We start from the raw sequence: 26551 nt of genomic DNA on the forward strand, positions 1-26551 counted from the left end.
GTAGGCCAACGTCCGGGCTGGTCCCAGCCACTACTTCTGCTCGGATAACGTCTGGTATGCCCTGGTGGTTCCCGTACCCGCCTGCTGTGGCGGTAAACGGCAACCCGGGCATACAAATCCGGAGCGAAAGCATGTCCAAGAGAGCCCGGTAGTAAGTCCTGTCACTCAAAAACTTCGTATCTCTAAGGATAGTTTGTTCAAGGCCGTTCTGAAAGACGGCAATGACTTTCCCGGCGCCCTCCCCGCCGCTTATCTGCCGGGTTTATCCGGGCCCGCTCCCTGGTTCCAGGAGGCGGGCAGGAAGAACCGACTTACCGCCGAATTTGCGGGCCACCTGGTCCACAGCCTGCTCTGCGGCGCGCCAGTTGTCATCCCTCCGGTCGATGCTCAGCTGGAGTGAGGTGCGCGCGGTTTCTTCGAGCTGCTCCGCACGCACACCTACCAGCCGCACGGTCATCGTCCTGTCCACGGAGTCCAGGAGCTGCAGCGCCACCGCATAGATGAGCTGCGCACTGTCCACGGGCGTTTGGACGGTCCTGCTGCGCGTGATGGTGGAGAAATCCGCGAACCGCAGCTTCAGTGCGATGGTCCGGGCCACCATGCCCGAACCCCGCAGCCGCTCTGCTGTACGGTGCGAGAGCCGCAGCAGCTCCCGGTGGAGGAGGGCGTCGTCGGCGGTATCCACGGCGAAGGTTTCTTCAGCCCCGATGCTCTTCTCGAGACGGACCGGGGTCACGGGACGCGGGTCTATTCCCCACGCGAGCTGATGTACGTGGACTCCTGTGGCGCCGAGCATCTTCTTGAGGGAGGAGGCCGGAGTGGCCGCCAGGTCCGCTACGGTCTTGATGCCCATCCTCGCCAGGACATCGGTGGTTTTCGCGCCCACGCCCCAGAGGGCACCGACGGGCAGGCTGTGGAGGTACGGAACGGTTTCATCAGGCGTGATCAGGAGCAGGCCGTCAGGTTTACAGCGGGTGGAAGCGATTTTTGCCACAAACTTCGTCTCAGCGATCCCCACCGACGCGGTGATGCCCAATTCAGCCGCTACCCTGCTCCGGATCAGCTCACCGATAACCCGGGGCGGGCCCAGCCGGCGGATTGCGCCACTCACATCCAGGAATGCTTCATCCACGCTGAGCGGCTCCACCAACTCCGTGACCGATTCGAAGATTGCCATCAGCTGGGCGGAAACCTCGTAGTACACCTTGTGCCGGGGCTCGATGATGACTGCCTGGGGGCACATGCGCATCGCCACCGCCATTGGCATGGCCGACTTGACGCCGAACGCCCTGGCTTCGTACGACGCCGACAGGACGACCGAGCGCTCTGCCGGATAGCCAACGATGACGGGCCTGCCCCTGAGCTCGGGCCTCGTGCGCAGTTCCACGGTTACGAAAAAGGCGTCCATGTCCACGTGCATGATGCAGTTGCGCCTGCGGCGCCGGAGGCTTGCTCCGGCCGGCTCGTTCGTCCCAACAGGTGCCACGGCTGCAATCCTATCGCTTTGTACTGACTAAACTGGAGGCTGAATCCGGCATCTACACCAGGAGGAATGTCCCTGTGACGGTCATTGGAAACCCTAAGCCAGCAGCCCTGGCCGCTTTCGCTGCCGGGGCAGCACTGGCCCTCGCTGCCTGCAGCCCAACGCCCACAGGAACACCGGATCCCACCGTCTCGGCATCTGCACCGGAAACTGTCCAATCAACCATGACCGCCTCGGCCAGCCCCTCCGCCTCGCCCAACACCTCCGCAACGGTAGGTGGCTTCGTCGCAGGTTTCCCCCAGCAGCTCCTGCCGCTCATGCCGGGCGCGAGCGTAGTGTCCAGCAGCTTCGATAAGGCGTCGACGCCGGCCACCGCCGCCTTGGTTGCCACCATTACCTCGCCCACTGCGAAGGTCATGGATTTCTACACGAAGAAACTGGAGGCGCGCGGGTTCAAGGCAGTCCCCGGTGAGGCCGTGGGGGCGGTCGCTTCGAAGGACTTCGTCCGGGGAGACAATGAGACGGTCAATCTCTCCGCCGTGGAAACGGCCGGTGTGGTCACCTTCACCATCGGCGCCAACGTGGCAGCTGAGTCAGCCAAGTGACGGCGGCTGAGCAGCTAAGGAATGAACAGGCCGCTTTCGTTGCGGCAGTAGCCGGCGAACTGAACGACTTCCTCACGTCCAGGCAGTCCATTATGTCCGCCATCTCTCCGGACATCGAACCCATCATGGGTTCCATCTCCAATCTGGTGACCGGCGGAAAGCGCCTCCGTGCGCTCATGTGCTACTGGGGATGGCGGGGCGCCGGCGGTGACCCGTCCGCTCAGCAGGTAGTGACAGCCGGTGCGGCGCTGGAATTGTTCCAGGCTGCCGCGCTGATCCACGATGACATCATCGACCGTTCGGACACCCGGCGTGGCGGACCCAGCGTTCACCGCCGCTTCAGCGAGCTGCACGGCACCCGCGGCTGGGCGCTGGACAGCGAGCGGTTCGGGCAGGCAGCCGCAATCCTCGCCGGGGACCTCTGCCTCTCGTTCAGTGAAGAAGCTTTCACGGATATCGGCGAGCGGGCTGCTGCGGGCAGCCGGGCAAGGCTGATCTTCAACCTCATGCGCGCAGAGGTGATGGCTGGCCAGTATCTGGACATCCTGGAGGAAGTGGCCGGTCCTGTTCGGGACCGCGCGGGCGCCGTCAGCAGGGCGCAGTCGATCATCAGGTTCAAGTCAGCCAAGTACTCAACGGAGCACCCGCTGGCCCTGGGCGGAGCACTCGCCGGCGCCTCGAACGAACTGCTCCGCGGCTACTCGGCCTTCGCTTTGCCCCTTGGCGAGGCTTTCCAGCTTCGTGACGACGTGCTGGGCGTCTTCGGCGATCCGCTCACCACGGGCAAGCCTGCCGGGGACGACCTCCGCGAAGGCAAGCGGACGGTGCTGGTGGCGCTGGCCCTGGACCAGGCGTCCGGGCCCGAATCCGCCTTCATCGACGCCAGGCTGGGCAGCCCCGACCTCGCAGATGAAGACATTCTTGAAATCCGGCGGATTATCGAAGAATCGGGGGCTCTGCAGGCCACTGAAGTCCTCATCAACGAATTCGGCGCGGCAGCATTCGATGCCCTCGAGGCACTTCCCCTTGACGAACTGCCGAAAACCGCGTTGCGGAGGCTGGCTGAAGCTACCGTCAGCCGCGCCTCCTGATTCGGTGGGCTAAGTTCGACAGCTACCACGCCAGGGTCTGCGCCCTGCGCCTGATCTCTGTTTTGCGGCCCTCCCGCAAGGCGTCAATGGGACGGCCGCGCAGTGATTCGTCGGGCGTGAAAAGCCAGACAATGAGGTCCTCGTCAGAGTAGCCTGCGTCAGCGAGCACAACAATGGTGCCTTTGAGGCTGTCCACCACCTGGCCGTCCTGAATGAATTCAGCCGGGACCGACCGGATGTTCCGCTCTCCCACCCGCAGAGCCGCCAAGGCATGCTCATCAAGCAGACTATGGACTTTGGTGATGGAAACATCCAACAATTGGGCGACGTCGGGCAGGGGCAACCATTCGCCCACCAGGTTTTCTACATTACTCACGGATCAAGGTTGCCACGGTGCGTACCCTCGCGCCTAGTCGATAAATTCCCGGAGGCGTTCCTGACCTGCGGACACTCCACAAATTCCTGCTTGCCGTAAATGTGGGAATTCTTGTGCTAGCCGCAATTTCGTGAGAGATTCACATGGATAACATTCGTAACAGTAACAACATGAGTAACAGTAGTATCGGAACAACAGCGGCATCCCCGCCCGCGCCCGCAGTTGAGAAGAGGATTCTTTATATGACGACGTCCCGCTCGCCCAAGCAGCCCCCCAAGCCGAGTCTGCCCATGATCGCTGCCACCACGGCAGCGCTGCCAGCGGTCGTATTGTCATCCTTGGCCCTCGCCCAGCCCGCCGTTGCCGAACCGCCCGCCCGCGCTGTGCCGGCCACCCTCGCCGCCGCCATGAAAGCACAGGCGGCACAGGCGACGGCAGCCGTCATTCCGGCGTCGTCCGTCTCCACGGCCATCCCCGCGGCCTTCCAGCCAGCCCGGCCGTCAGCACCGGCAGTGTACACGATTGCCCGGGGGGACACCATCAGTGCCGTTGCCGGCAGGTTCGGGTTGAGCACCAGCCAAGTACTGAAGCTCAACAACCTGCAGGCGAAAACCATCATCTACCCCGGGCAGAAGATCAGGCTTTCGGGTTCCGCCGCCGCGGCGCCCGCGAAGCCTGCTCCCGCAGCCCGTTCCTCCGCTGGTGGCGGCGCCACCTACACCGTGAAGCCGGGCGACACGCTTGGGGCCATTGCCGCAAAGCACAAGGTGGGACTGTCAAGCGTGCTCTCCTGGAACAACCTCAACGTCCGTTCCATCATCTACCCCGGGCAGAAGATCAAAGTCGGGGGCGGTTCCGCTTCCGCCCCGGCTGCCCCCGCCCCGGCCCTGGCAAACTCCTCGGCTGCTTCCCCGGCATCCGGCTCGTACACCGTCAAGGCCGGCGACACACTCTCCGCCATCGCCTCCCGCCACGGGGTCCGGCTTTCGGATCTCCTCTCCGCCAACCGGATGAACCTGCGCACGGTGATCTATCCGGGCAACAAGCTGGCCATTCCCGGTGCCGGCCAGCGGGCACCGCAGCCCGCAGCCTCGGTTACGCCGCTGGTGCCCAGTTCCTTCCTGGGCTTCCGCTACCCGGCAGCAGTGGTGAGCTCGGCGAACAAGAACAAGGCACTCCTGAACGCTTCGCCGGTCCCCTCCCGCGAGCAGATGCGCCGAATCGTGGCGGACACGGCACGGGCAATGGGCGTGCAACCTTCGCTCGCCCTCGCCTTCGCGCACCAGGAGTCCGGCTTCGACCAGCGAGCGGTATCCCCCGCGAATGCCATCGGAACCATGCAGGTCATTCCCAGCTCCGGCCAGTGGGCATCGGATCTGGTGGGCCGCAAGCTGAACCTCCTGGACCCTTACGACAATGCAACGGCCGGCGTGGCGATCATCCGCCAGCTCCTCGCCACCAGCAAGGACAGGGATTCGGCCATCGCCGGTTACTACCAGGGCCAGTACTCCGTGAGCAAGTACGGCATGTACGAGGACACCAAGTCCTACGTCGCGGCCATCAAGGCACACCAGAAGAACTTCAGCTAGCACCTGTCGCCGCATCCGCAGCGCGGCGGCGGGGGCGGGCAGGAGAAATCGGCACGGGTCCGGACCGGTAAGGGTTCGGACCCGTTTCATTGCTGGATTACGATCGTAGGGTGCAGGAACACGTGTCAGACCCTCTGGTAGGAACCCTGGTGGACAACCGGTACGCCGTGAGGTCCAGGCTGGCGCGCGGCGGGATGTCCACCGTCTACGTAGCCACCGACCAGCGGCTGGAACGGGATGTTGCCCTGAAGGTACTGCACCCCCACCTCTCTGCTGATGAGAGCTTCCTCGGCAGGCTGGGCCGGGAGGCCAAGGCTGCCGCCAGGCTGTCCCACCCCCACGTGGTGGGAGTGCTGGATCAGGGCACCGACGCCCACACCGCGTATCTGGTCATGGAATACATCAAGGGCCACACGCTGCGGGACGTCATCAAGGCCGAGGGTGCGCTTCCGCCCAGGCGTGCCTTCAAGCTGATTGAGCCGGTGGTGGAAGGCCTGGGCGCCGCACACGCGGCCGGTTTCATCCACCGGGACGTGAAACCGGAAAACGTCCTGATAGCCGAAGACGGCAGGATCAAGATCGGCGACTTCGGACTGGCGCGCGCGGTCACCACCTCCACAAGCACCGGAGTACTGCTCGGGACCGTTGCATACCTCTCCCCCGAACTGGTCCTCGGCAGATCCGCTGACGCCCGCAGCGACGTGTACTCCGTGGGAATCATGCTTTACGAGATGCTGACCGGTCAGCAGCCGTTCACGGGTGAAGTTCCCATCCAGGTGGCCTACCAGCACGTCAACGGGACAGTGGGCCCGCCCTCGGCCCTGGTGCCCGGCCTGGCAGCAGAGGTGGACGAGCTGGTGCAGTGGTGCACCGCCAATGATCCGGAGAACCGCCCCATCGACGGGAACGCGCTGCTCCAGGAACTGCGCCACATCAGGACCAACCTCAGCGACCGCGAACTGGACCTCCAGCCGCCCGCAGCCGTGGAAGCCAGCGGCCAGGACCCCGCCGGAAACCCGGGCCACACCGAGGTCATAGCCCGTACCAACAATCCAACAAGCGTTATGCCCTTTGGCCGGCCTGCGGCACCCACGCACCTCCCGCTCCAGCCCCAGGCTAATCATGGCCCCGGCCAGGACAAACGCCCTCCGGCTTCCGGTCTTCGATACAAGCTCACTCCCCCCGGCTCCGACGATGACGCGCGGTGGGCTGCGGCGGCGCCAGCGGCCATCAGCAAGCGGGCCCAGCGCAAAGCCGACAAGGAGAACCAGAAAGCCCGGGCACGCGCTGCGGCCACCCCGGCACGCAACCTGCGCGAGGGCAGCCCGCGCCGCCGAGGGGCCCTGTGGGTGGTCATCCTGCTCATCGCAGCCTTGCTGGCAACGGGGGCCGGCTGGTTTTTCGGCATGGGACCGGGCTCGGCCGCAGCCATCCCTGCCGTGGCGAACAAAACGGTGGCACAGGCCCAGGAACTGCTCGGCCAGGCAGGGTTCCGGTCCACCAGCAGGGACGTTTTCGACGACGACGTGCCCAGCGGGCTTGTGGTGGGCACCGAACCCCCGGCCGGCTCGGAAATCCGGAAGTTCCAGCCTGTCTCGGTGTTTGTTTCGAAGGGCCCGCAGCTTTTCCCGCTGCCCGGACTGACCGGGGGCACCCTGGAGGAAGCGAAGGTCGGGCTGAACGGCGCGGAAATGGCTTTGGGGAAAGTCACCGGGCAGTTTGATGAAGCTGTAGCGGCGGGCATTGTCCTGTCGCAGGATCCTGCCGCCGGTACCCTTGCCCGGCACGGGACACCCGTCAACCTGGTGGTATCGAAGGGCCCCGAGCCGATCCCGGTCCCCAACGTGGTGGGCCAGGAAGAGGATGATGCCAGGGACGCCATCGAGGCGGCCGGCCTGCAGGCGGACGTGGCGCGCGAAGAGGTGTTCGACCGGAACATCCCGGAGGGCGCCGTTGTCAGCCAGTCTCCGGCCAACGGCACCCTCACCCGTGGCGGCACGGTGACCCTGACCATCTCGAAGGGGCCGAGGATGGTGGAAGTGCCCAGCTACATCGGCAAGCAGGCTGCGGAAGCGAAGCGTGCCCTCGAAGGCCTGGGCTTCCAAGTGCGGGTAAACAACATTCTTGGCGGCTTCTTCGGCACGGTCCGGGACCAGGACCCGGTGGACACCGAAGTACCGGAAGGATCAGTCATCACACTGACCGTGGTGTAGGCGGCCCCGGCCGCCCACACCACGCACCCGTGCCTGCCAAGTGCGGGGTACCGGCAGGCATTAATGCTTGGCGAGTGCCCCTGCCACCAGGAAGGCCATTTCGAGCGACTGCATGTGGTTGAGCCGGGGGTCGCAGACAGACTCGTAGCGGTCCAGGAATGCTTCCTGGTCAATCGGGTCGGCGCCACCGAGGCACTCCGCGACGTCGTCGCCGGTCATTTCCACGTGCAGGCCGCCGGGGACTGTCCCCAAGGCGTGGTGCACCTCGAAGAAGCCTCGCACTTCGTCAATGACGTCGTCGAAATTGCGGGTCTTGTACCCGTTCGGGGACGTTACGGTGTTCCCGTGCATGGGATCGGTGACCCAGAGCACCTGTGCGCCTGAGGCAGTGACCTTCTCGACGACGGCGGGCAGCTTTTCGCGGATGTTGCCGGCACCCATGCGGGTGATGAAGGTCAGCCGGCCAGGCTCCCGCTCCGGGTCCAGCTTGTCGATCAGGCGCAGGGCGTCATCACCTGTGGTGGACGGGCCCAGCTTAACGCCGATGGGGTTGCGCACCCGGGACAGGAAGTCGACGTGTGCGTGGTCCAGCTCGCGGGTCCGTTCCCCGATCCAGAGGAAGTGCGCGGAGGTGTCGTACGGGAATCCGGTACGGGAGTCGATGCGGGTGAGTGCACGCTCGTAGTCCAGGAGGAGGGCCTCGTGGCTGGCGAAGAACTCAACGCGCTTAAGCGCCTCGAAGTCCGCGCCGCAGGAATCCATGAACTTGATGGCACGGTCGATGTCCCGTGCGAGGGATTCGTAGCGAGCGTGGGCCGGGTTTTCAGTGAAGCCCTTGTTCCACTGGTGCACCGAGCGCAGGTCCGCGAAGCCGCCCTGGGTGAAAGCGCGGATGAGGTTCAGCGTGGAGGCGGACGTGTGGTAGGCGCGCAGCATGCGTGCTGCGTCGTGGCCGCGCGATTCGGGCGTGAAATCGTAGCCGTTAACGATGTCGCCGCGGTACGCCGGAAGTGTGATGCCGTCGCGGGTTTCATCGTTGGACGAGCGGGGCTTGGCGAACTGGCCGGCCATACGGCCCATCTTGATGACGGGCATCGCGGCGCCGTAGGTCAGGACCACCGCCATCTGGAGGATGGTCTTGACTCGTGCGCTGATCTTGTCCGCAGTGGCGGCTTCGAAGGTTTCGGCGCAGTCGCCGCCCTGAAGCAGGAACGCTTTGCCCTGGGCGGCAGCTGCCAGCCGCTCGCGGAGGATATCCACCTCGCCGGCGAACACCAGCGGAGGAAGGACGGAGAGTTCCTTGACCGAGGCATCGAACACGTCCCTGTCCTGCCAGCTGGGCTGCTGGGAGATGGGCATGTCCCGCCAGTCATCGAGCCCGGGATAATTGGCCGCTCCGCTCTGGGCGGTGCTGGACAGCGAAAAGGCAGGTTTTGCAGATAGCTCAGTCACCTTCTAAGCCTAACGGTCGTGCAGGCGCCTGGAACACCGCGGCGTCACGCATCCCGGGCACGGCGTCACAGACATGCGCCGGGCCGCCGGCCGCTTTGGGTGGCTGCCGTACCTCCGCCAGCCCGGCTCAGGCCGTGGCGGCAGCCCCGCCGTCGTCCTGCCCTTCTCCGTGGTCGGCCGCCTGGTGGCCGGCGCGGACGTTTGGGGCACCTGCATCAGCATCCGGGCTGACGTCAGTCGGCGCCGGCGTGGCAAGGGGTTCTGCGGCTGCTGCCGGATCCACAGGCTTGCCTGCGAGCCGGAGCTTCACCACGGCCGCGTACTCATCCACGTATTCCTGGCCTGAGAGACGCATCAGCTCGAACATGATCTCGTCTGTGACCTGCCTCTGGACCAGCCGGTCCTCGGCCTGGTCGTGGTACCTGCTGAAGTCCAGTGGTTCCCCGAAAATCATGCCGATCCGGCGGATGTTCGGCAGGCGCTTGCCGATGGGCTGTACCTTGTCCGTGCCGATCATTGCAACGGGAACAACTGGTACACCGGCCTTGAGCGCCAGCCTGGCCACCCCGACTTTGCCCCGATAAAGGCGGGAATCCGGGCTGCGCGTACCCTCCGGGTAGATGCCGAGCAGCCCGCCATGCGAGAGGACATCCATTCCGGCACTCAGCGATGCCTCGGAGGCAGCGCCACCGGACCGGTCCATGGGGAGCTGGTTAGTGAGCCGGAAGAACATGGCCGTTAGCCTCCCCTTGATCCCGGTGCCGGTGAAGTACTCCGACTTGGCCAGGAATACCACCGGACGGCGGACCATCAACGGCATAAAAATAGAGTCGGAAAATGAGAGGTGGTTGGAGGCGATGATCGCGGCACCGTCCGCCGGGATGTTGTCCAGGCCCTTCACCCAGGGGCGGAAAAGCAGCTTCAGCACCGGACCCAGGAAGATCCTTTTCATCACCCAATAAAACACGTGCAAAACCTCTCCGGAAGGCAGCTTCCAAGCCCCGCATCGGGCCTGGCCAGCAGTTCAATGCAACCCTACTCTAGTGAGATTTGCCCGGAACAGTGACACGATGGAGTCATGAGCGAAAGCAGCATCCCGTCCCGTCCTGCCGCTTTCAGCTATCCGGGCCATGGTGCCAACGCCCGGATCGGAGTGGCAATCTGCCACGGTTTCACCGGCAGCCCGCTGAGTGTGTTGCCGTGGGCGGAACACCTCGCTGCCCAGGGATACGCGGTTACGGTGCCGCTGCTGCCCGGGCACGGGACGGACTGGCGCGAGCTCGCCCGGACACGCTGGAGCGACTGGTACGGCAGCTTCGAAACCGCCTACCTTGAGCTTTCGGAGCGGACTGAAACGTGCTTCGTCGCGGGTTTGTCCATGGGCGGAGCCATCGCGCTGCTGACTGCGTCCAGGCACCAGGTGGCGGGCGTTTCGGTGGTCAACCCCGGCCTGAGTTTCTACGACCGCCGGGTACGCGTCATTGGCGTGCTGAAGTACTTTCAGAAGACCACCCTCCCCATCCAGGAGGAGCAGCCCACGGCGGTTGTCACTGAAGACGGCGACTATTCGCGCACTCCCCTCGCTGCCGTCCACGAATTGAAGAAGCTGTTCGGAGCCGCAGTCCGGGGCCTGCCCCTCGTCACCGCTCCCGTGCAGGTGTTCAAGTCCCGCACCGACGCAGTAGTCCCGCCCACCTCGCTTGCGGTACTGAGAAAACGCCTTGGCATGCACCTTGCGGAGGTGGTCAGCCTTGCCAGCAGCGGCCATGTGGCTACGCTGGACGTGGATGCGCCGGAAATCTTTGCCAAGTCCGGCGCCTTTTTCTACGCCATCGCCCGCCAGAACACTTCAGTGGAGACCCCATGACCTCCAGTCCGGACCACAGCCCCTTCAGCAGTGCATTCAACGGTGGGGGGGCCCCGGATCGGTGTGGTCCTCTCGCACGGGTTCACGGGAAGCCCCCACGGCCTGCGCACGTGGGCGCAGGCTTTTGCCGCCGCGGGCTTTGCTGTCCGCATGCCCCTGTTGCCAGGCCACGGCACCAGCTGGCAGGAACTTGCCCGGACCACGTGGCAGCAGTGGCATGGGGCGCTTGACGACGCCTACCTGGAACTCGACGCCGACTGCGACTACGTCTTTTCAGCCGGCCTCAGCATGGGTGGAGCGCTGGCGCTGCGCATCGCCGCCACGCGTCCCGTGGCAGGGGTGGTGCTCGTGAACCCGGGGCTTGTCATTGATGACCCCCGCGCGCCGCTCGCGGGAATCCTGAAGCTGGTCATGAAAAGCACGCCGGCCATCGCGAACGACATCCTTAAGGAAGGCATGGACGAGGGTGCCTATAACCGCACCCCGGTAGCGGCCGCCCACGAACTCAACAAGATGTTCAAGGACACCATCAGGATCCTGCCCAGGGTCACCGCTCCCGTACAGGTCTACCGTTCCACCGTCGACCATGTCGTGTCCGATTCGAGCATCGCGGCCCTGCGCCGCGGCCTCACGCATGCTCCCCTGGAGCTGGTCAGGCTGGAAAACAGTTACCACGTTGCCACTCTGGACAACGACGCCGAACAAATCTTTGCGGGTTCAGTGGACTTTATCCGCAGTGTGGTTTCCGCTGCCGGCCCTGTGTCCGCAACAGCAGCACTGCCCGGCCAGGAGGCTTCCCATGAACAGGCCTGACGCGGGCTCATCGGACCAGGGAGCCAACCACGACGACGCCGTTTGGCTGGATCTCGTGGCCCGCCTCGAATCAGGCTCCCCCACAGGGCCTGCGGGTACCGGTACCGCCGATGGCACGCAGGCGCCGGAAGGCACCACCGCTGCCGCCGGCAGGTCCGCCACGTTCCGGGACTTCGACCCCCTGGGACTGGCCGCGGCTGCCCCCACCGAACTGTCCGCCGCCGAGCGGCAGGATTCAGCCCCAGGCGGCGCCGCCGGGAACGGCAACGCAGCTGCCGGGCCACGCGATTATGACGTGGACGGGGACGATGGCGACTTCATTCCCGAGGAACCGCCGAGCCTCGCGGGAACAGATCCGCTGACCATGCTGGCCTGGCTGGCAGCAGTGGGCGGGCCCATAGCGCTGTTGCTGTCGGCCATGTTCTGGCGCTCGGCACCATTGCTCGCTGTGGTGGGCATCGTGGGCGTGTTTGTGCTGGGAACGGTCTACCTGATCATGAAGCTTCCGAAGGAAAAAGACGAGAACGACGACGGCGCACGCGTTTAGCGCCCGCCCCCGGTTAGTAGCTCAGGCGCGTACCCTGCTGCTCACCCGGGAGAGATCCGCCGCCCCGATCAGCCCGGCGTTCGGGCCCAGGGCCGCCAATTGAATGCCGGCGGCAGGCCGGAACCCGCGGCCGGTGAGGTTCCGTGAAAATGCCTTTCGGGCAGGTTCCACCAGCAGGTCCCCGGCGGAACAGAGGCCGCCGCCGATAACGAACAGGCCGGGATCCAGCGCGGCCGCCAGGTTGGCCAGGCCCAAACCCAGCCAGTCGCCTACTTCATCAATAAGTTCACGGGAAGCGGCGTCACCTGCCAGCGCCAGGTCGGTGACGATTGCGCCCGTGATGGTATCGGTGTTGCCGCCCACGGCGGCCAGCAGGTCCTGGGCCACCGGGGAGTTGGCCCGCGCCAGGATCCGGGCTTCACGGCCCAGGGCATTCCCGGACGCATACTGCTCCCAGCACCCCCGGTTGCCGCACTCGCACCGGTGCCCGCCCGGCATGATGATCTGGTGGCCGAACTCGCCGGCTACGCCAAACCTGCCGCGCTCGACCCGCCCGTCCATCACCATGGCCCCGCCGATTCCCGTACCCAGGGTGATGCACACCAGGCGGTCCTCACCCTGGCCGGCACCAAAGCGCCATTCGGCCCACGCTGCGGCATCGGCGTCGTTCGCAAGCAGTACGGGACGGCGCAAGAGGTGCTGCAGGTTTTCCCGGAGCGGTTCGTTCCGCCAGGCCAGATGCGGGCTGAAAAGCACCGTGCCGCCGTCGAGATCCATCCACCCTGCGGCGCCGATCCCCACCGACCAGATCCGGTGCCCCCGGCCAAGCTCCTCCACGAGTTCCACGATGACCTGTTCCACTGCCCGCGGGTCCGTGCCCGGCGTTGAGCGGCGCGCCTCATTGAGGATCCTGCCTTCGGCGTCCACGACGCCGGCCGCCACCTTAGTACCCCCGATGTCGATGCCGATGGCGAGGCCCTTGCGCCCGAGGCGCAGGTGTTCGCGGAAGCCTTCACCGTGACGCAACCTGGTCCGGCCGGTAGTCGGGCGCCGCCTCCACGGAGCTGGTCGTCGCAAGGGGCCGGCCTGTTCGCCGGGGGGCGGTGCATACATAGTCAACCATTCTAGGCGGGCGGTTGCGGCGCCAGCGGAGGGCGCCCCCGCATGTCCCGCCCGGCACCATTGACGGCTAAGTTACTGATCAGTAGCTTTAGATACTGCACGGCCCGGTACAGCCGTACTAGTCTTTAGGCATACCCTGCGCGGGTCTTCGGATATCAAAGGAGCTATAGTGCGCGAATTCAGTGTTCCGCCTCTTGTTGTTGTCCCACCGGAAACCAACATCACTGATCTGGTTTTGCGGCAGGCTGCAAAGCCCAGCAACCCGGCACTGTTTTCGCGGCTCGATTCCGCCGGTGCCTGGCAGGACATTCGAGCCACGGACTTCCTGGCCGATGTCTCGGTCCTGGCCAAGGGACTGATGGCAAGCGGCGTTGCTGCGGGCGACCGCGTAGGCATCATGTCCCGCACGCGCTACGAATGGGCCCTGGTGGACTTTGCCATCTGGTTTGCGGGAGCAGTATCGGTTCCGATTTACGAAACCTCCTCTCCCTCGCAGGTGGCCTGGAACCTCGGTGACTCGGGGGCGGTGGCAGCCTTCGGCGAGGCAGCGCACCATGAGGACGTGATCCGCCAGGCAGTGAATGCTGAGGGCCTCACAGCGCTCCAGCACGTGTGGCAGCTGGAGGGCCAGGGCCTGGATGCCCTCCGTGAAGCCGGCCGCGGGGTCAGCGACGCAGACCTCGAGGCGCGGCGCGCGACCGCCAACCTGGACGACGTCGCCACCATCATCTACACCTCCGGCACTACGGGCCGCCCCAAGGGCTGCGAACTCACGCACGGAAACTTCGTGGAACTCTCGGACAACGCCCTGGCCATCATCGGCGAGATCGTCCACGAGAACGCGAAGACCATCATGTTCCTGCCGCTGGCCCACGTTTTCGCGCGCTTCATCTCCGTCCTGGCCATGGCCGCCGGAACCACCGTGGCCCACACCCCGGACATCAAGAACCTGCTTGCTGACCTGCAGAGCTACGAGCCTACGTTTATCCTCGCCGTACCCCGCGTTTTCGAAAAGGTCTACAACTCGGCGCTGACCAAGGCAGAGGACGGCGGCAAGGGCGCCATATTCCACAAAGCCGCGGACACCGCAATCGCCTTCTCAAAGGCGCGCCAGAACGGGCGGGTGGGTCTCGGCCTCAAGCTCCGCCACGCCCTCTTCGACAAGCTCGTGTACAGCAAGCTGCGGGCTGCCATGGGCGGCCACGTTGCCCATGCGGTCTCCGGAGGGGGCCCGCTGGGTGAACGCCTGGGCCACTTCTTCCAGGGCATCGGCCTGCAGGTCCTCGAAGGCTACGGCCTGACCGAAACCACGGCCCCCATCTCCGTGAACACTCCGTCGCTGATCAAGATCGGATCTGTCGGTAAACCGCTGCCGGGGAATGCCGTCAGAATCGCCGAGGACGGTGAAATCCTAGCCAAGGGCGTCTGCGTGATGCACGGCTACTACAAGCGGGAGGACCTTACCTCGGAGACGTTCGCCGACGGATGGTTCCGCACCGGCGACATCGGCCGCCTCGACGAAGACGGCTTCGTATGGATCACCGGCCGCAAGAAGGAAATCATCGTGACCGCCGGCGGCAAGAACGTCATCCCGGCGCTCCTTGAGGATCAGATCCGCGCCGATGCCCTGGTTTCCCAGGTGCTGGTGGTTGGCGACAACAGGCCCTTCATCGGGGCACTTGTTACCCTGGACCAGGAGGCCCTGCCCGGCTGGCTGCAGCGCCACAACCTCCCCGCAAACACCTCCCTCGAGGACGCGGCCAACAACTCCGTGGTCAAGGCAGCAGTCCAGGATCTGATCACCGCAGCGAACACCTCAGTGTCACAGGCCGAAGCGATCAAGTCCTTCCGGATCGTGCCCGCCGACTTCACCGAGGCATCCGGGCACCTGACCCCCTCCATGAAGGTCAAGCGGGCCCAGGTGATGAAGGACTTCGAGACGGTCATCGAAGAGATGTACGCGTCACCGCGCTCGTAACTCTTAGGTGCTGGGCCGGCAGGCCCCGATCCTGTGCATGCTATTCCCCGCGCCGTTGGGAAAGAGAAGAGAGGGTCCCCGCCCGGGGACCCTCTCCTTTTCAATCAGTTAATCCGTTACTGCTCGATCACCAGGAGCAGGTCTCCGCCCTGGACCTGCTCCACCGAGGAGATGGCGAGCCGGGCAACCTTGCCGGCAGCCGGCGTCGTGATGGACGCTTCCATCTTCATGGCTTCAATGGTGGCCACGGTGTCTCCCGCGTTCACGGTGTCGCCGGGCTTGACGGTTACGGTGACGGCGCCGGCGAACGGGGCTGCCACGTGGCCGGGCTGGGCGGGGTCGGCCTTCTCTGCGGCCTTGACGTTGCTGACCACGGAACGGTCGCGGACCACCACGGGCCTGGACTGTCCGTTGAGGGTGCACATGACCGTGCGCATGCCCTTTTCGTCAGGCTCGGACACCGCTTCGAGGGACGCGATCAGCCGGACACCCTTCTCCAGCTGGATCTCGTGCTCCTGGCCGCGCTGGAGTCCGTAAAGGTAATCCCGGGTGTCCAGGACCGAGATGTTGCCGTAGGTCTCCACGCTCTTCAGGTAGTCCTTGGTGGGTCCGTCGAAGAGCAGCCGGTTCAGCGTGTGCTGGCGGGTCTTGGAGTCGGACTTCAAGGCGGCGCTGTCTTCGGCGCTGAGCTCCACGTCGCGGACCTTCACGCTCCGGCCCTGGAGGGCTTTGGTGCGGAAGGGCTCGGGCCAGCCTCCCGGAGGGTCACCCAGTTCGCCCGACAGGAATCCGATGACCGAATCCGGGATGTCGTAGTTCTGGGGGTTCTCGTTGAAGTCCGCCGGATCGGCGTTCAGGCCCACGAGGTGCAGGGCCAGGTCGCCTACCACCTTGGAGGACGGGGTGACCTTGACCAGGTGGCCGAGGATGCGGTCAGCGGCGGTGTACATGTCCTCGATCGCCTCAAAGCGCTCCCCCAGCCCCAGTGCCATCGCCTGCTGGCGGAGGTTCGAGAGCTGCCCGCCGGGGATCTCGTGCTGGTACACGCGCCCGGTGGGGCCCGGAAGTCCGGACTCGAACGGCGCGTAGACGCGGCGGACGGCCTCCCAGTACGGTTCCAGCGAGCTGACTGCAGCAAGGCTGAGGCCGGTGTCCCGCGGGGTGTGTGCCAGCGCTGCCACCAGGGCGGAAGCCGACGGCTGGCTGGTGGTTCCCGCCAGCGAAGCGGAGGCAACGTCCACGGCGTCAACACCGGCGTCCACGGCCGCCAGCAGGGTGGCCAGCTGCCCGCCTGCGGTGTCGTGCGTGTGCAGGTGCACCGGCAGGTCGAAACGTTCCCGCAGGGCGGAGACGAGTTTGGCCGCGGCGGCGGGACGGAGGAGGCCCGCCATATCCTTGATTGCCAGGATGTGGGCTCCGGCATCCACGATTTTCTGCGCCAGCTCCAGGTAGTAGTCCAGCGTGTAGAGCTTCTCTTCGGGGTCCAGCATGTCCCCGGTGTAGCAGAGTGCCACTTCGGCGACGGCGGTGCCTGTTGCCCGGACAGCGCGGATGGCGGGTGCCATCTGGCTGACGTCATTCAGGGCATCGAAGATGCGGAAGATGTCGATGCCGGTTGCCGCGGCCTCGTTGACGAACGCTTCGGTGACCTCTTCAGGGTAGGGCGTGTAGCCAACGGTGTTGCGGCCGCGGAGGAGCATCTGGATGCAAACGTTCGGCAGCGCCTGGCGAAGGGCGGCGAGCCGGTCCCAGGGGTCTTCACCCAGGAACCGGAGGGCGACGTCGTACGTGGCTCCACCCCAGGCCTCAACGGAGAGCAGTTCCGGCATCAGGGCGGTCACTGCGGGGCCGGCCGCCACGAGGTCGCGGGTACGGACGCGGGTGGCCAGGAGTGACTGGTGGGCGTCCCGGAACGTGGTGTCCGTGACGGCCACTGCGTTCTGTTCGCGAAGCGCCCTGGCAAAGCCCTCGGGTCCCAGCTCAAGGAGCCGCTGACGGGAGCCCGGTGCTGCCTGTTTGTCCTTGACGGACGGCAGCTTAGCCGCAGGATTTGAGTGCACGGTCAGCTCGCCGTTCGGCTTATTGACCGTGACTTCAGCCAGCCAGGTCAGGAGCTTGGTTCCGCGGTCGGCGGAGACCCGTGCCTTGAGAAGCTGCGGGCGCTCGTCAATGAAGTTCGTGGCGACGTCGCCGGCGATGAAGTCGGCGTCGTCAAGCACGGCCTGGAGGAAGGAGATGTTCGTGGAGACACCACGGATACGGAATTCGGCCAGGGCGCGGCGGGCACGGGCGACCGCGGCCGGGTAGTCCCTGCCGCGGCAGGTGAGCTTCACCAACATGGAGTCGAAGTGGGGGCTGATCTCGGCACCCGAGTAGACAGTGCCGCCGTCGAGCCGTACGCCTGCTCCGCCAGCGGACCGGTAGCCGGTGATCTTTCCAACGTCGGGGCGGAAGCCGTTGGCCGGGTCCTCGGTGGTGATGCGGCTCTGCAGCGCGGCGCCCCGCAGCCTTACGGTGTCTTGGGAGAGCCCGAGGTCAGCAAGCGTTTCGCCGGCGGCAATCCGCATTTGCGCCTGCACGAGGTCTACGTCGGTGACTTCCTCGGTGACCGTATGCTCCACCTGGATGCGCGGGTTCATCTCGATGAAGACATGCTGGCCGGCACGCTCACCCACGGTGTCAACGAGGAATTCAACGGTGCCGGCATTGACGTAGTTCAGGGCCTTGGCGAACTTAACGGCGTCGCGGTACAGGGCCTGGCGGATGCCTTCGTCCAGGTTGGGGGCCGGGGCGATTTCAATGACCTTTTGGTGCCGGCGCTGGATGGAGCAGTCACGCTCGAAGAGGTGCATCACGTTGCCCTCGGCGTCGGCCAGGATCTGCACTTCGATGTGCCGCGGCCGCAGTACGGCCTGCTCGAGGAACATAGTGGGGTCGCCGAAGGCAGCGTCCGCCTCACGCATGGCAGACTGCAGGGCATCCGGCAGCGCCTCGCGGGTGTCCACCCGGCGCATGCCGCGCCCGCCGCCGCCGGCCACGGCTTTGGCAAAAATGGGGAAACCGATCTCATCGGCGGCCGCGATGAGCTCGTCCAGGTCCTTGGAGGGCGCGCTGGACTTGAGAACGGGAACACCGGCGTCGCGGGCGGCCTTCAGCGCCGCAACTTTATTGCCCGCCAGTTCCAGCACCTCAGCCGGCGGACCAACAAAGGTAATGCCGGCTTCCTTCGCCGCGCGCGCCAGATCTGGATTTTCCGAGAGGAAACCGTATCCGGGGTAAATGGCGTCGGCACCGGACTCCTTTGCTACCCGCACCACTTCCGCAACGTCCAGGTACGCCCTTACGGGGTGGCCCTCTTCGCCAATCAAATAGGCCTCGTCCGCTTTCTGGCGGTGGATCGAGTTCCTGTCCTCATTTGGAAATACAGCAACGGTCTTAGCGCCCAGCTCGTAGCCGGCGCGGAAGGCCCTGATCGCGATTTCGCCGCGGTTGGCCACCAGAACTTTGGAAAACATACTTCTCCTGCATCATTGCGGGTGGATCGGTGAGTGGTCACAGTGTCTAGGACCTGGAAGGACAAACACAAATCTTTGTGGCCACCGTCACAGATTTCCCCGTCATGTCCCGAGCCCTTCTGCCGGGCCGGGCGGAAACCGCCCTGGCAGCATACTCGGTGCCGTGCCGACGCCTGATAAAGCAGGATTCGCCGACGCATCCACATATGATGAGTAGGGCGGCAGGACCGTCCGGCTTCGGCACTGCCGGAGCAAACATTACTCCCAACACGGCATCCGGCGTTAGGTTTTGGTCTCTCAAGTGCAAGTAGTCAGCATCAGCAGCCTCAAGGGTGGAGTCGGCAAGACTTCGGTCACCACAGGATTGGCGTCTGCAGCCCTTGCCGCAGGCATCCGCACGCTGGTGGTGGATCTTGATCCCCACGCAGACGCGACCACCGCCCTGGGCGTACAGCCCGGCGACCAGCTGGACATCGGAAGGATGCTCAAGAGCCCCCGCCGTGCCAAGCTCACGGAGAACGTTGTGGGCAGCAGTTGGACGGCGAAGGCCCACTCCAACGGCTCGGGTCCGGCGGTTCTGGATGTCGCCGTCGGCTCTGCCTACACGGGCATCTATGACCGTCCGGACCTCAGCCGCCGCGACCTGCGGCGGCTGTCCTCGGTACTGGCCACCGCGGAGAACTACGAGCTGGTCCTGATCGACTGCCCGCCATCCCTCAACGGCCTGACCCGAATGGCGTGGTCAGCGAGCGACAAGGTTGCCCTGGTTGCCGAGCCGGGACTGTTCTCCGTTGCGGGAACCGAGCGGACCATGAGGGCCATCCAGCTCTTCCGCCAGGAGTTCGCGCCCAACTTGTCGCCCGCCGGCATCGTTGCCAACCGTGTGCGGTCCGGGTCCTCCGAGCACAGCTACCGGCTGGCCGAGATGGAGTCCATGTTCGGAGAACTCCTCCTGAGTCCTCGAATCCCTGAGCAGGCAAACTGGCAGCAGATCCAGGGCGCCGCCCACCCGGTGCACCACTGGCCGGGCGAATCAGCCAAAGCGGCCGCCGCACTGTTCGATGACCTGCTGGCCAACCTGATGGCGGTAGGAAGCGGCTTGCGCAGCCGGGCACGCTAGAGAAGCAACATCAACAGCAGAGGCCGCTCTCCACAGGGAGAGCGGCCTCTGCTGTTGACAACAGGCTGTGGCGCAGGCGTCAGCTGATCTTGCGGGCTGCCCGCCGTTTGCTCAGTTCGTCGTCCGGAAAGGACTGCTCAGCGGCATGTTCGCTCGGAAGCGACGCCAGGCTGCCTTCCACCTCTCGCCAGACGCGGCCGACGGCGATGCCGAAGACTCCCTGGCCGCCCTGGACGAGGTCAATGACTTCATCCGCGGATGTGCACTCGTAGACGCTGGCGCCGTCGCTCATCAGCGTGATCTGGGCGAGGTCCTCCACACCGCGTTCACGCAGGTGTTCTACCGCGGTGCGGATCTGCTGCAGTGATACGCCGGTGTCCAGCAGGCGCTTGACCACCTTGAGGACGAGGATGTCGCGGAAGCCGTACAGCCGCTGGGATCCTGAGCCGGCGGCGCCGCGAACGGCAGGTTCCACAAGTCCGGTGCGTGCCCAGTAATCCAACTGGCGGTATGTGATGCCCGCTGCCTTGCACGCGGTGGGACCCCGGTATCCGGCGTCTTCGTCAAGGACAGGGAGGTCTTCGGTGAACAGGAGGCCCTGAGCACCGCTTGCGGGCACAGCAACACCAGCCGTGGGCTGTTTCAGCCCTCCTGCTTCGCCTTTGGGACTCACCTGGATCCTCCTTGTCATAAGCTCCGCGGGAAGAACTGCAGCAGCCTCAACAGGAATGAAGATCATGCCTGTAATTTCCGCGGGGCGCACCTTCCAGTGTGACTTGCGCGGCTGCCGTAAGCAATGGGAACTCGATACTTAGACGTTAGGCCCGCGGAGACCCAAGGTCAAAGACGTTGGGCCCTTCGAAGAGGCGTGTCGAAACTTTCATCCTCGACTTTAACCTTAATGTGACCTTAGCCGTCGAAATCCTCGGGTTCCACGTCGTCCAGGAACTCGCGGAACCGGCGCATCTCACGCTCTTCGTCCACGGTGGGACCGGGCTCCGTGTCCTCACCCTCGTCGTGTTCCGTGATCCGGACGCCGGCTTCGTCCATGACGGAATCCGCGCACCAAATCCGGCACTTGGCACGGAGGGCGACGGCGAGGGCGTCGGAGGCACGCGAACTGACAGTGGTGCCGTTTTCGAACTGGAGCTGGCCGTAGAAGATGTTGTCCTCCACTGCCACGATGTTCACGCTGACCACGGAGTGGCCCAGCGACTCGACCACATCCACCAGGAGGTCGTGCGTCATGGGCCTGGGCGGAACCACTCCCTGCTGGGCAAGGGCGATTGCGCTGGCTTCAGGGGTGCCAATCCAGATGGGCACGTGGCGTTCCCCGTGCATTTCCCGCAGGAGGACCAGCGGCTGGTTGGAAGGCAGTTCGATCCGAACGCCTACGATCTCGACTTCAATCATCAGATGTCCATGCGTGAGATGTGGTCCTGCACCAGAGCACGGTGCAGGTTGAGGCAGAGGTCGCTGATTTCGCGGGCAGCCTCCGCCGCCCGCGCCTGGGACGCGGCGTCCTTGCGCGAAGCAAGCGGCGCCACGGCGCGTTCCACCAGGCCGAACTCCCTTTCGGCAGCTGCCTGAAAGGGCCGGAGGTGCCTGGGCTCGAGCCCGTGGCTTTCCAGCTGTACGCAGGCCCGGGCCACCTGGAGAGCGTGCTCGTCGAATTGCCCGTTAGAGTGGCTGACGAGACCGAAGCTCAGAAGGGCCTGGAGCAGGGAAACGCTGGCGCCGGACTCCGTGCGGAGCTGCTCTTCGGTGAGCTTCCGTCCCCGGTTCTGCAGTTCCACGGCCAGCTCGTCCGAGACGATGCGCGGGGACACCACGACGCCGGGCGGCAGGTTCTCGGGGCGCTCTCCCCTGTCGATGGCGTCAAGGTAGTCCTTGATCACCTTCAAGGGAAGGTACTGGTCCCGCTGCAGAGCCAGCACAAAACGCAGCCGCTCCACATCGCCGTCGGAATACTGCCGGTAGCCCGCCGGCGTGCGGCGGGGATTAATCAGCCCTTTTTCCTCGAGGAACCTGATTTTTGACGCTGTCATGCCAGGGAAGTCGCCGCTGAGCTGAGCGAGGACTTCGCCGATGTTCAGGACCTGCGGTCCCCGGCGTTCCGGTTGTGCCATTGCCACAGGCAGCGGTCCCCGGATCAGCCGCGGCCTGCAGCGCTGGCAGGGCTCAGGTAGAAGGTGAGGCGGAACTTGCCGATCTGGACTTCACTGCCGGACTTCAGCTCGACGCTGTCCACGCGGTCGTGGTTGACGTAGGTGCCGTTCAGGCTGTTTTTGTCCACCACCTCGAAGCTCCGCGCGGTGCGCCGGAATTCCACGTGCCGGCGGGAGACCGTGACGTCGTCCAGGAAGATGTCGGCATCGGGGTGACGGCCCGCGGTGGTGACATCCGAGTCAAGCAGGAAGCGGGCACCGGCGTTGGGGCCGCTGTGCGCAACCAGGAGGGCGGAGCCGGCCGGCAGTGCCTCCACCGAGCTGCGCTCGTCCGAGGAAAGTTTTGGTGCAATCGTAGGCTCATCGCGCACCGGGGTGAGATGGATTGAGGTGGTCTCCGACGCCCTGGCCGCACCATTGCCGTATTCCCCATCGGCAGGGTTGTTTGTGTGGCCAGCCATGGATTCCTCCTCTTCCGCTGCAGCTCTCACGCCTGCAAGTAACATTTGCCGTCCAGGCCTGCCTCGCAGGTCCTGCACCGGCGCCCGATCCGGCCGCTGACGTGCGAAGACGTACTGTCCTCACAGCTGGCCGAACCGGATTCACCGGTTAGCTTTTAGCCTACCTGTTGTTCGTACTCGGATGCACTGAGCAACGACTCAACGGCGTCCGCTTCGGCGAGTTTGACTTCAATGAGCCAGCCGTCGCCGTAGGGATCAGTGTTAATCAGCGCAGAATCCGTGTCGAGGGACTCATTGCGGGCCACTACCTCACCGGTGACCGGCGCGTAGATGTCGCTGACGCTCTTGGTGGATTCGACTTCACCCACAACTTCGTTCGCCGTAATCCTGGTGCCCACTTCCGGCATCTGGGCGTACACCACATCGCCCAGTGCGTCCTGGGCGAAGTCGGTGATGCCCACCCGCACCACCCCGTCGGCGTTGGGAGCAGAAATCCACTCATGTTCGGCGGTGTAGGACAGGTCTTCGGGAATGTTGCTCATCAGGGGCCTTTCATGGGGTACGAACACCAGTGTCAGCGGGGCCAAAAGGGCCGCCGCTGAAAGTATAGGCACAACTGCCGGGGCGTTCGCCGGGGATTCTGACAAGATGGGACCCATGACCGTATGCACCCTTCCGGGTCGCCGGGAAGCCGCAGGGTAACCAATGCCCGAACTTCCCGAGGTGGCCGGCCTGGCTGAATTTCTTGACGAGCATCTGCAGGGAACCTCGGTGACCAAAGTGCAGATCGTTTCCTTCGCTGTCCTCAAGACCGCCGATCCGCCCTTCAACGCCTTGGAAGGCAGGACGGTGACCGGCGTGCGGCGCTTCGGCAAGTTCGTCAGCATCGACACCGGAGGAATTTCGCTGGTGTTCCATCTGGCAAGGGCGGGCTGGGTGCGCTTCACGGACTCCCCCACCGACGCCCAACTGCGGATGGGCAAGGGCCACATCGCGGCGCGCTTTGCTTTCACCGGCCCGGACGGGCCGCGCGGCATCGACCTTACGGAGGCCGGTACCAAAAAGAGCCTGGCCGTCTATGTGGTGCGGGATCCCCAGGACGTGCCGGGCATCGCCACGCTCGGGCCGGATCCCTTCACCGAGGCGTTCGACGCCGACATGCTGGCCGAGATCCTCGCTGGCAGTTCCCAGCAGATCAAGGGCCTCCTGAGGAGCCAGAGCGTGATCGCAGGCATCGGCAATGCGTACAGTGACGAGATCCTGCACGCCGCGCGGATCTCGCCCTTTGCCACCGCCAGGTCACTGGACCGCGAAACAGTGCAGGTCCTTTACGATTCCATCCACGGCGTACTGGGGACGGCACTGGCCGAGGCCAGCGGCAAGCCGCCCAAGGACCTGAAGGACGTCAAACGCAGCCACATGCGGGTCCACGCCCGGACCGGCGAGCCGTGCCCGGTGTGCGGAGACACCGTGCGGGAAGTTTCCTTCGCCGATACGGCCCTTCAGTACTGCCCCACGTGCCAGACGAAGGGCAAGATCCTTGCTGACCGCAGGACGTCGAAGTTCCTGAAGTAGGTAGGCCCAACTACTGCCACTAGTCACCGCCCCGGCCAGATGGACCGGAAACAAGAAAAAGGCCGGAGCCACGCGTTTCCGCGTGGCTCCGGCCTTTATGGTCGGGCTGACAGGATTTGAACCTGCGACCCCTTGACCCCCAGTCAAGTGCGCTACCAAGCTGCGCTACAGCCCGTTAGTTCCGCCGTTCTCCGCTGCGTTTCATTCGCAGGCTAACCTGCAGAATTCCACCAGCAGTCCGGCCGAACCACCTAGAAGAGCTTACACGATTCCGGAGGGTGCCTGTGACACTTTCCGTGTTTCGAGGCCCTTGTGTGTCGGAATTAACGCTTCTTGCCGCGCTTTTCCCGGACGCGCATGTTGACCTCGATCGGGGTGCCCTCGAAGCCGAAGGTTTCCCGCAGCCGGCGTGTGATGAAGCGTCGGTATCCAGGGTCCAGGAATCCGGTAGTGAACAGCACGAACTTCGGCGGCCTGCTTGAGGCCTGGGTGCCGAAGAGGATGCGCGGCTGCTTTCCGCCCCGGACGGGGTGCGGGTGTGCGGCCACGAGCTCTCCGAGGAAGGCGTTCAGGCGGCCGGTGGCAATGCGCTTGTCCCAGTTTTCGAGTGCCAGGTCCAGGGCCGGAACGAGGCGGTCCTTGTGCCACCCGGTCTTGGCCGAGATGTTGACGCGGGGCGCCCACTCCACGTGGGCCAGGTCCTGCTCAATTTCGCGTTCGAGGTAGCGCCGGCGTTCGTCGTCGAGCAGGTCCCACTTGTTGAAGGCAAGCACCATGGCGCGGCCCGATTCAATGGCGAGCTGCAGGATCCGGACGTCCTGCTCGCTGAGGACCTCGTCCACGGCGAGGAGCACGACGGCGACCTCCGCCTTCTCGAGCGCGGCCTGCGTCCGCAGGGAGGCGTAGTAGTCCGCGCCCTGGGCCATGTGCTGGCGGCGGCGGATGCCTGCCGTGTCCACAAAGCGCCAGGTGCGGCCGCCGAGCTCAATGAATTCATCCACGGGGTCACGGGTGGTGCCGGCGGTGTTGTCCACCACCACACGTTCGGTACCGGCCAGCTTGTTCAGCAGGGACGACTTGCCCACGTTGGGGCGGCCGATCAGCGCGATGCGGCGTGGCCCGCCGGAACGTTCCAGGCCTTCGATGGTGGAAAACTCTGGAAGCGTATCCATCACGTGGTCAAGCAGGTCGGCCACGCCCCGGCCGTGCAGTGCGGAGACGGGGTAGGGCTCGCCGAAGCCGAGTCCCCACAACGCAGCGGAGTCTGCCTCCTGGGCAAAGTCGTCCACCTTGTTGGCCACCATGATGACGGGCTTCTTGCTGCGGCGCAGCATCTTCATCACGCCTTCGTCAGTGGCGGTGGCACCCACCGCGGAGTCAACGACGAAGAGGACTGCGTCCGCAAGCTCGACGGCCATCTCGGCCTGCTCAGCCACGCGGGCGTGGATGCCGCGGGCGTCGTGTTCCCAGCCACCGGTGTCCACCAGGGTGAAGTTGCGGCCGTTCCAGCTGGCCGAGTACATCACGCGGTCACGGGTCACACCCGGGGTGTCCTCCACTACCGCTTCGCGGCGGCCAAGGATGCGGTTGACCAGGGTGGACTTGCCCACGTTGGGGCGCCCGATGATCGCCAGGACGGGGTCCAGCTTGACCGGCCCGTCATAGTCCTCGTCGTCGTACTCGCCGCTGAGCAGCGCGGCGTCGTCCTCGTCAAGGTCGTAGTCCTCCAGGCCCGCCCGGAGGGACGCGGCACGGAGCTCGGCCTCGTCGTCGTCAATTGCCGCCAGCCGCTCCGCCACCTGGTCGGTGCCCGAGGGAATGTACTCGTCGTCGCCGGCGCCGGACTGGCCGGAAGTTTGGGTTGTGTCGCTCATTGCGTTGTCCTTAGTGGTCATCTGCCGGCGTCCCGGCTACTGCTGTGAAGTCTTTGGAAAAATCTGCATCCGGCAGAGGCTGCCCCGTGAGCTGAATGGAATCCTGCACGTGCCCTGACAACGCGGCCCGGATCTCCAGCGCCGCCCTGTCCATTGAAGCACGGCCGCTTTCCCCTGCCCTGCGGGTCAGCGTCAGCGCATTTCCGAAGCGGACGTGGAAGCGCCTGCCCGGCCGCGGCACTGAATCCACGTGCTCGTCCCCCTTGCGGGTGCCCAGGATGGCCACGGGCACTACCGGAGCTCCGGAGTTCAGCGCCAGCCAGGCTACGCCGCCGTTGATGTCCGCGGCTGCCCCGCTCCCCCGGGTCCCTTCGGGGAAGAATCCCGACGCAACGGCCGGCGTCGAGCAGGTCCTTGCAGCGCTGAAGCGCCGCACGGTCGCCCGCCCGGTCCACGGGCATTTGCCCGGATGCGGTGAGCACCCCGCCCAGGAAGCCCTTGAACATCTCCTGTTTCACCAGGATGTGCATGGGGCGCGGTGACGCCCCGAACATCACCGGCCCGTCCAGGAAGCTGATGTGGTTGCCCGCAAAAATCACCGGGCCGCCGGTGGGAACATTGTCGCGGCCGGTGACGGAAGTCCGGTAGACCAGATGGTCCAGGACCCACCCAACGGGCCTGCTCCAGGCCACTGTCCAGCCG

At 65.1% G+C, this 26551-nt stretch carries 21 protein-coding genes, 1 tRNA gene and 2 pseudogenes; 10 read left to right on the plus strand and 14 right to left on the minus strand.

The genetic code is table 11. The features are described 5' to 3' along the window. Window positions 1-262: 262 nt before the first annotated feature. The gene (dinB, locus tag QFZ70_RS10695) at window positions 263-1420 is read right to left on the minus strand and encodes a DNA polymerase IV (RefSeq protein WP_307097854.1); all 1158 of its coding nucleotides are present in this window, start codon (window positions 1418-1420) and stop codon (window positions 263-265) included. Between the two features lie 140 nt (window positions 1421-1560). Here dinB and QFZ70_RS10700 point away from each other — a divergent pair, with 140 nt between their 5' ends. Both QFZ70_RS10700 and QFZ70_RS10705 read left to right on the plus strand, forming a co-directional pair. Next, complete coding sequence (locus QFZ70_RS10700) at window positions 1561-2088, plus strand: hypothetical protein (protein ID WP_307095480.1); 528 nt, start codon at window positions 1561-1563, stop codon at window positions 2086-2088. Further along, window positions 2085-3179 carry a polyprenyl synthetase family protein gene (locus tag QFZ70_RS10705; RefSeq protein WP_307095481.1) on the plus strand — a complete coding sequence of 365 codons (1095 nt, stop codon included), beginning with the start codon at window positions 2085-2087 and terminating at the stop codon, window positions 3177-3179. The genes QFZ70_RS10700 and QFZ70_RS10705 overlap by 4 nt, the downstream gene beginning before the upstream one ends. 22 nt (window positions 3180-3201) lie before the next feature. Here the strand turns inward: QFZ70_RS10705 and QFZ70_RS10710 are convergent, their stop codons facing one another. Beyond that, window positions 3202-3555 carry an Rv2175c family DNA-binding protein gene (locus QFZ70_RS10710; RefSeq protein ID WP_307095483.1) on the minus strand — a complete coding sequence of 118 codons (354 nt, stop codon included), beginning with the start codon at window positions 3553-3555 and terminating at the stop codon, window positions 3202-3204. A gap of 242 nt (window positions 3556-3797) precedes the next feature. Here QFZ70_RS10710 and QFZ70_RS10715 point away from each other — a divergent pair, with 242 nt between their 5' ends. Together QFZ70_RS10715 and pknB are read left to right on the plus strand one after the other, a co-directional pair. Continuing rightward, a complete protein-coding gene (locus tag QFZ70_RS10715) occupies window positions 3798-5144 on the plus strand; it encodes a lytic transglycosylase domain-containing protein (RefSeq protein WP_307097855.1) in 1347 nt (448 codons plus the stop codon). A gap of 110 nt (window positions 5145-5254) precedes the next feature. Then, window positions 5255-7357: a Stk1 family PASTA domain-containing Ser/Thr kinase gene (gene pknB, locus QFZ70_RS10720; protein ID WP_307095485.1), complete on the plus strand. Its 2103-nt coding sequence runs from the start codon at window positions 5255-5257 to the stop codon at window positions 7355-7357. Between the two features lie 60 nt (window positions 7358-7417). Here pknB and QFZ70_RS10725 read toward each other — a convergent pair whose 3' ends face one another. Together QFZ70_RS10725 and QFZ70_RS10730 are read right to left on the minus strand one after the other, a co-directional pair. After that, window positions 7418-8809 carry a class II 3-deoxy-7-phosphoheptulonate synthase gene (locus tag QFZ70_RS10725; protein WP_307095488.1) on the minus strand — a complete coding sequence of 464 codons (1392 nt, stop codon included), beginning with the start codon at window positions 8807-8809 and terminating at the stop codon, window positions 7418-7420. A 127-nt stretch (window positions 8810-8936) separates the two neighbouring features. Beyond that, window positions 8937-9776, minus strand: coding sequence for a 1-acyl-sn-glycerol-3-phosphate acyltransferase (locus QFZ70_RS10730; protein ID WP_307095489.1), 840 nt, complete (start codon window positions 9774-9776; stop codon window positions 8937-8939). 111 nt (window positions 9777-9887) lie between these two features. Here QFZ70_RS10730 and QFZ70_RS10735 point away from each other — a divergent pair, with 111 nt between their 5' ends. The 3 genes and pseudogenes from QFZ70_RS10735 (at window position 9888) to QFZ70_RS10745 (ending at window position 12036) form a co-directional block, all read left to right on the plus strand. Then, window positions 9888-10676, plus strand: coding sequence for a carboxylesterase (locus QFZ70_RS10735; protein WP_307095491.1), 789 nt, complete (start codon window positions 9888-9890; stop codon window positions 10674-10676). After that, window positions 10673-11489: pseudogene (locus tag QFZ70_RS10740) on the plus strand (alpha/beta hydrolase). Before QFZ70_RS10735 ends, QFZ70_RS10740 begins: the two are co-directional and overlap by 4 nt. Beyond that, window positions 11476-12036, plus strand: a complete 561-nt coding sequence (locus QFZ70_RS10745; protein WP_307095493.1) for a hypothetical protein — start codon at window positions 11476-11478, stop codon at window positions 12034-12036. The pseudogene QFZ70_RS10740 and the gene QFZ70_RS10745 overlap by 14 nt, the downstream one beginning before the upstream one ends. Window positions 12037-12057: 21 nt before the next feature. On the opposite strand, the gene QFZ70_RS10750 is transcribed toward QFZ70_RS10745, so the two are convergent. Beyond that, complete coding sequence (locus QFZ70_RS10750; RefSeq protein ID WP_307095495.1) at window positions 12058-13149, minus strand: ROK family glucokinase; 1092 nt, start codon at window positions 13147-13149, stop codon at window positions 12058-12060. 178 nt (window positions 13150-13327) lie between these two features. On the opposite strand from QFZ70_RS10750, the gene QFZ70_RS10755 reads away from it, so the two are divergent. Then, window positions 13328-15136, plus strand: coding sequence for a long-chain fatty acid--CoA ligase (locus QFZ70_RS10755; RefSeq protein WP_307095496.1), 1809 nt, complete (start codon window positions 13328-13330; stop codon window positions 15134-15136). 116 nt (window positions 15137-15252) lie between these two features. Here the strand turns inward: QFZ70_RS10755 and QFZ70_RS10760 are convergent, their stop codons facing one another. Next, window positions 15253-18651 (minus strand): pyruvate carboxylase, encoded by a 3399-nt coding sequence (locus QFZ70_RS10760; protein ID WP_307095498.1) that lies wholly within the window; start codon window positions 18649-18651, stop codon window positions 15253-15255. A gap of 301 nt (window positions 18652-18952) precedes the next feature. Between QFZ70_RS10760 and QFZ70_RS10765 the strand changes: the two genes are divergently transcribed. After that, entirely contained in the window at window positions 18953-19771 is an 819-nt protein-coding gene (locus QFZ70_RS10765; protein ID WP_307095499.1) for a ParA family protein, read from the plus strand. A 79-nt stretch (window positions 19772-19850) separates the two neighbouring features. Here the strand turns inward: QFZ70_RS10765 and QFZ70_RS10770 are convergent, their stop codons facing one another. From QFZ70_RS10770 to gcvH, 5 genes are all read right to left on the minus strand, one after another. Beyond that, window positions 19851-20444 (minus strand): MerR family transcriptional regulator, encoded by a 594-nt coding sequence (locus tag QFZ70_RS10770; protein ID WP_009358601.1) that lies wholly within the window; start codon window positions 20442-20444, stop codon window positions 19851-19853. A gap of 236 nt (window positions 20445-20680) precedes the next feature. After that, window positions 20681-21184 carry a bifunctional nuclease family protein gene (locus QFZ70_RS10775; RefSeq protein WP_104045283.1) on the minus strand — a complete coding sequence of 168 codons (504 nt, stop codon included), beginning with the start codon at window positions 21182-21184 and terminating at the stop codon, window positions 20681-20683. Beyond that, window positions 21184-21900, minus strand: a complete 717-nt coding sequence (locus QFZ70_RS10780; protein ID WP_307095501.1) for a MerR family transcriptional regulator — start codon at window positions 21898-21900, stop codon at window positions 21184-21186. Before QFZ70_RS10780 ends, QFZ70_RS10775 begins: the two co-directional genes overlap by 1 nt. A gap of 23 nt (window positions 21901-21923) precedes the next feature. Next, entirely contained in the window at window positions 21924-22400 is a 477-nt protein-coding gene (locus QFZ70_RS10785; protein WP_307095503.1) for an FHA domain-containing protein, read from the minus strand. A 155-nt stretch (window positions 22401-22555) separates the two neighbouring features. Further along, complete coding sequence (gene gcvH, locus QFZ70_RS10790) at window positions 22556-22942, minus strand: glycine cleavage system protein GcvH (RefSeq protein ID WP_307095505.1); 387 nt, start codon at window positions 22940-22942, stop codon at window positions 22556-22558. Window positions 22943-23105: 163 nt separating this feature from the next. On the opposite strand from gcvH, the gene QFZ70_RS10795 reads away from it, so the two are divergent. Continuing rightward, complete coding sequence (locus QFZ70_RS10795; protein ID WP_307095507.1) at window positions 23106-23975, plus strand: Fpg/Nei family DNA glycosylase; 870 nt, start codon at window positions 23106-23108, stop codon at window positions 23973-23975. 98 nt (window positions 23976-24073) lie between these two features. Here the strand turns inward: QFZ70_RS10795 and QFZ70_RS10800 are convergent. The 3 genes and pseudogenes from QFZ70_RS10800 to QFZ70_RS10810 all read right to left on the minus strand — a co-directional run bounded on the left by QFZ70_RS10800 (window position 24074) and on the right by QFZ70_RS10810 (window position 26541). Continuing rightward, window positions 24074-24150 (minus strand) — tRNA-Pro (locus QFZ70_RS10800). Window positions 24151-24298: 148 nt separating this feature from the next. Then, window positions 24299-25849 (minus strand): ribosome biogenesis GTPase Der, encoded by a 1551-nt coding sequence (gene der, locus QFZ70_RS10805; protein ID WP_307095508.1) that lies wholly within the window; start codon window positions 25847-25849, stop codon window positions 24299-24301. A gap of 10 nt (window positions 25850-25859) precedes the next feature. After that, a pseudogene (locus QFZ70_RS10810) lies at window positions 25860-26541 on the minus strand (lysophospholipid acyltransferase family protein). Window positions 26542-26551 lie beyond the last annotated feature (10 nt).

This window comes from Arthrobacter sp. V1I9 (assembly GCF_030817075.1).
In the GTDB taxonomy this organism is placed as follows: domain Bacteria; phylum Actinomycetota; class Actinomycetes; order Actinomycetales; family Micrococcaceae; genus Arthrobacter.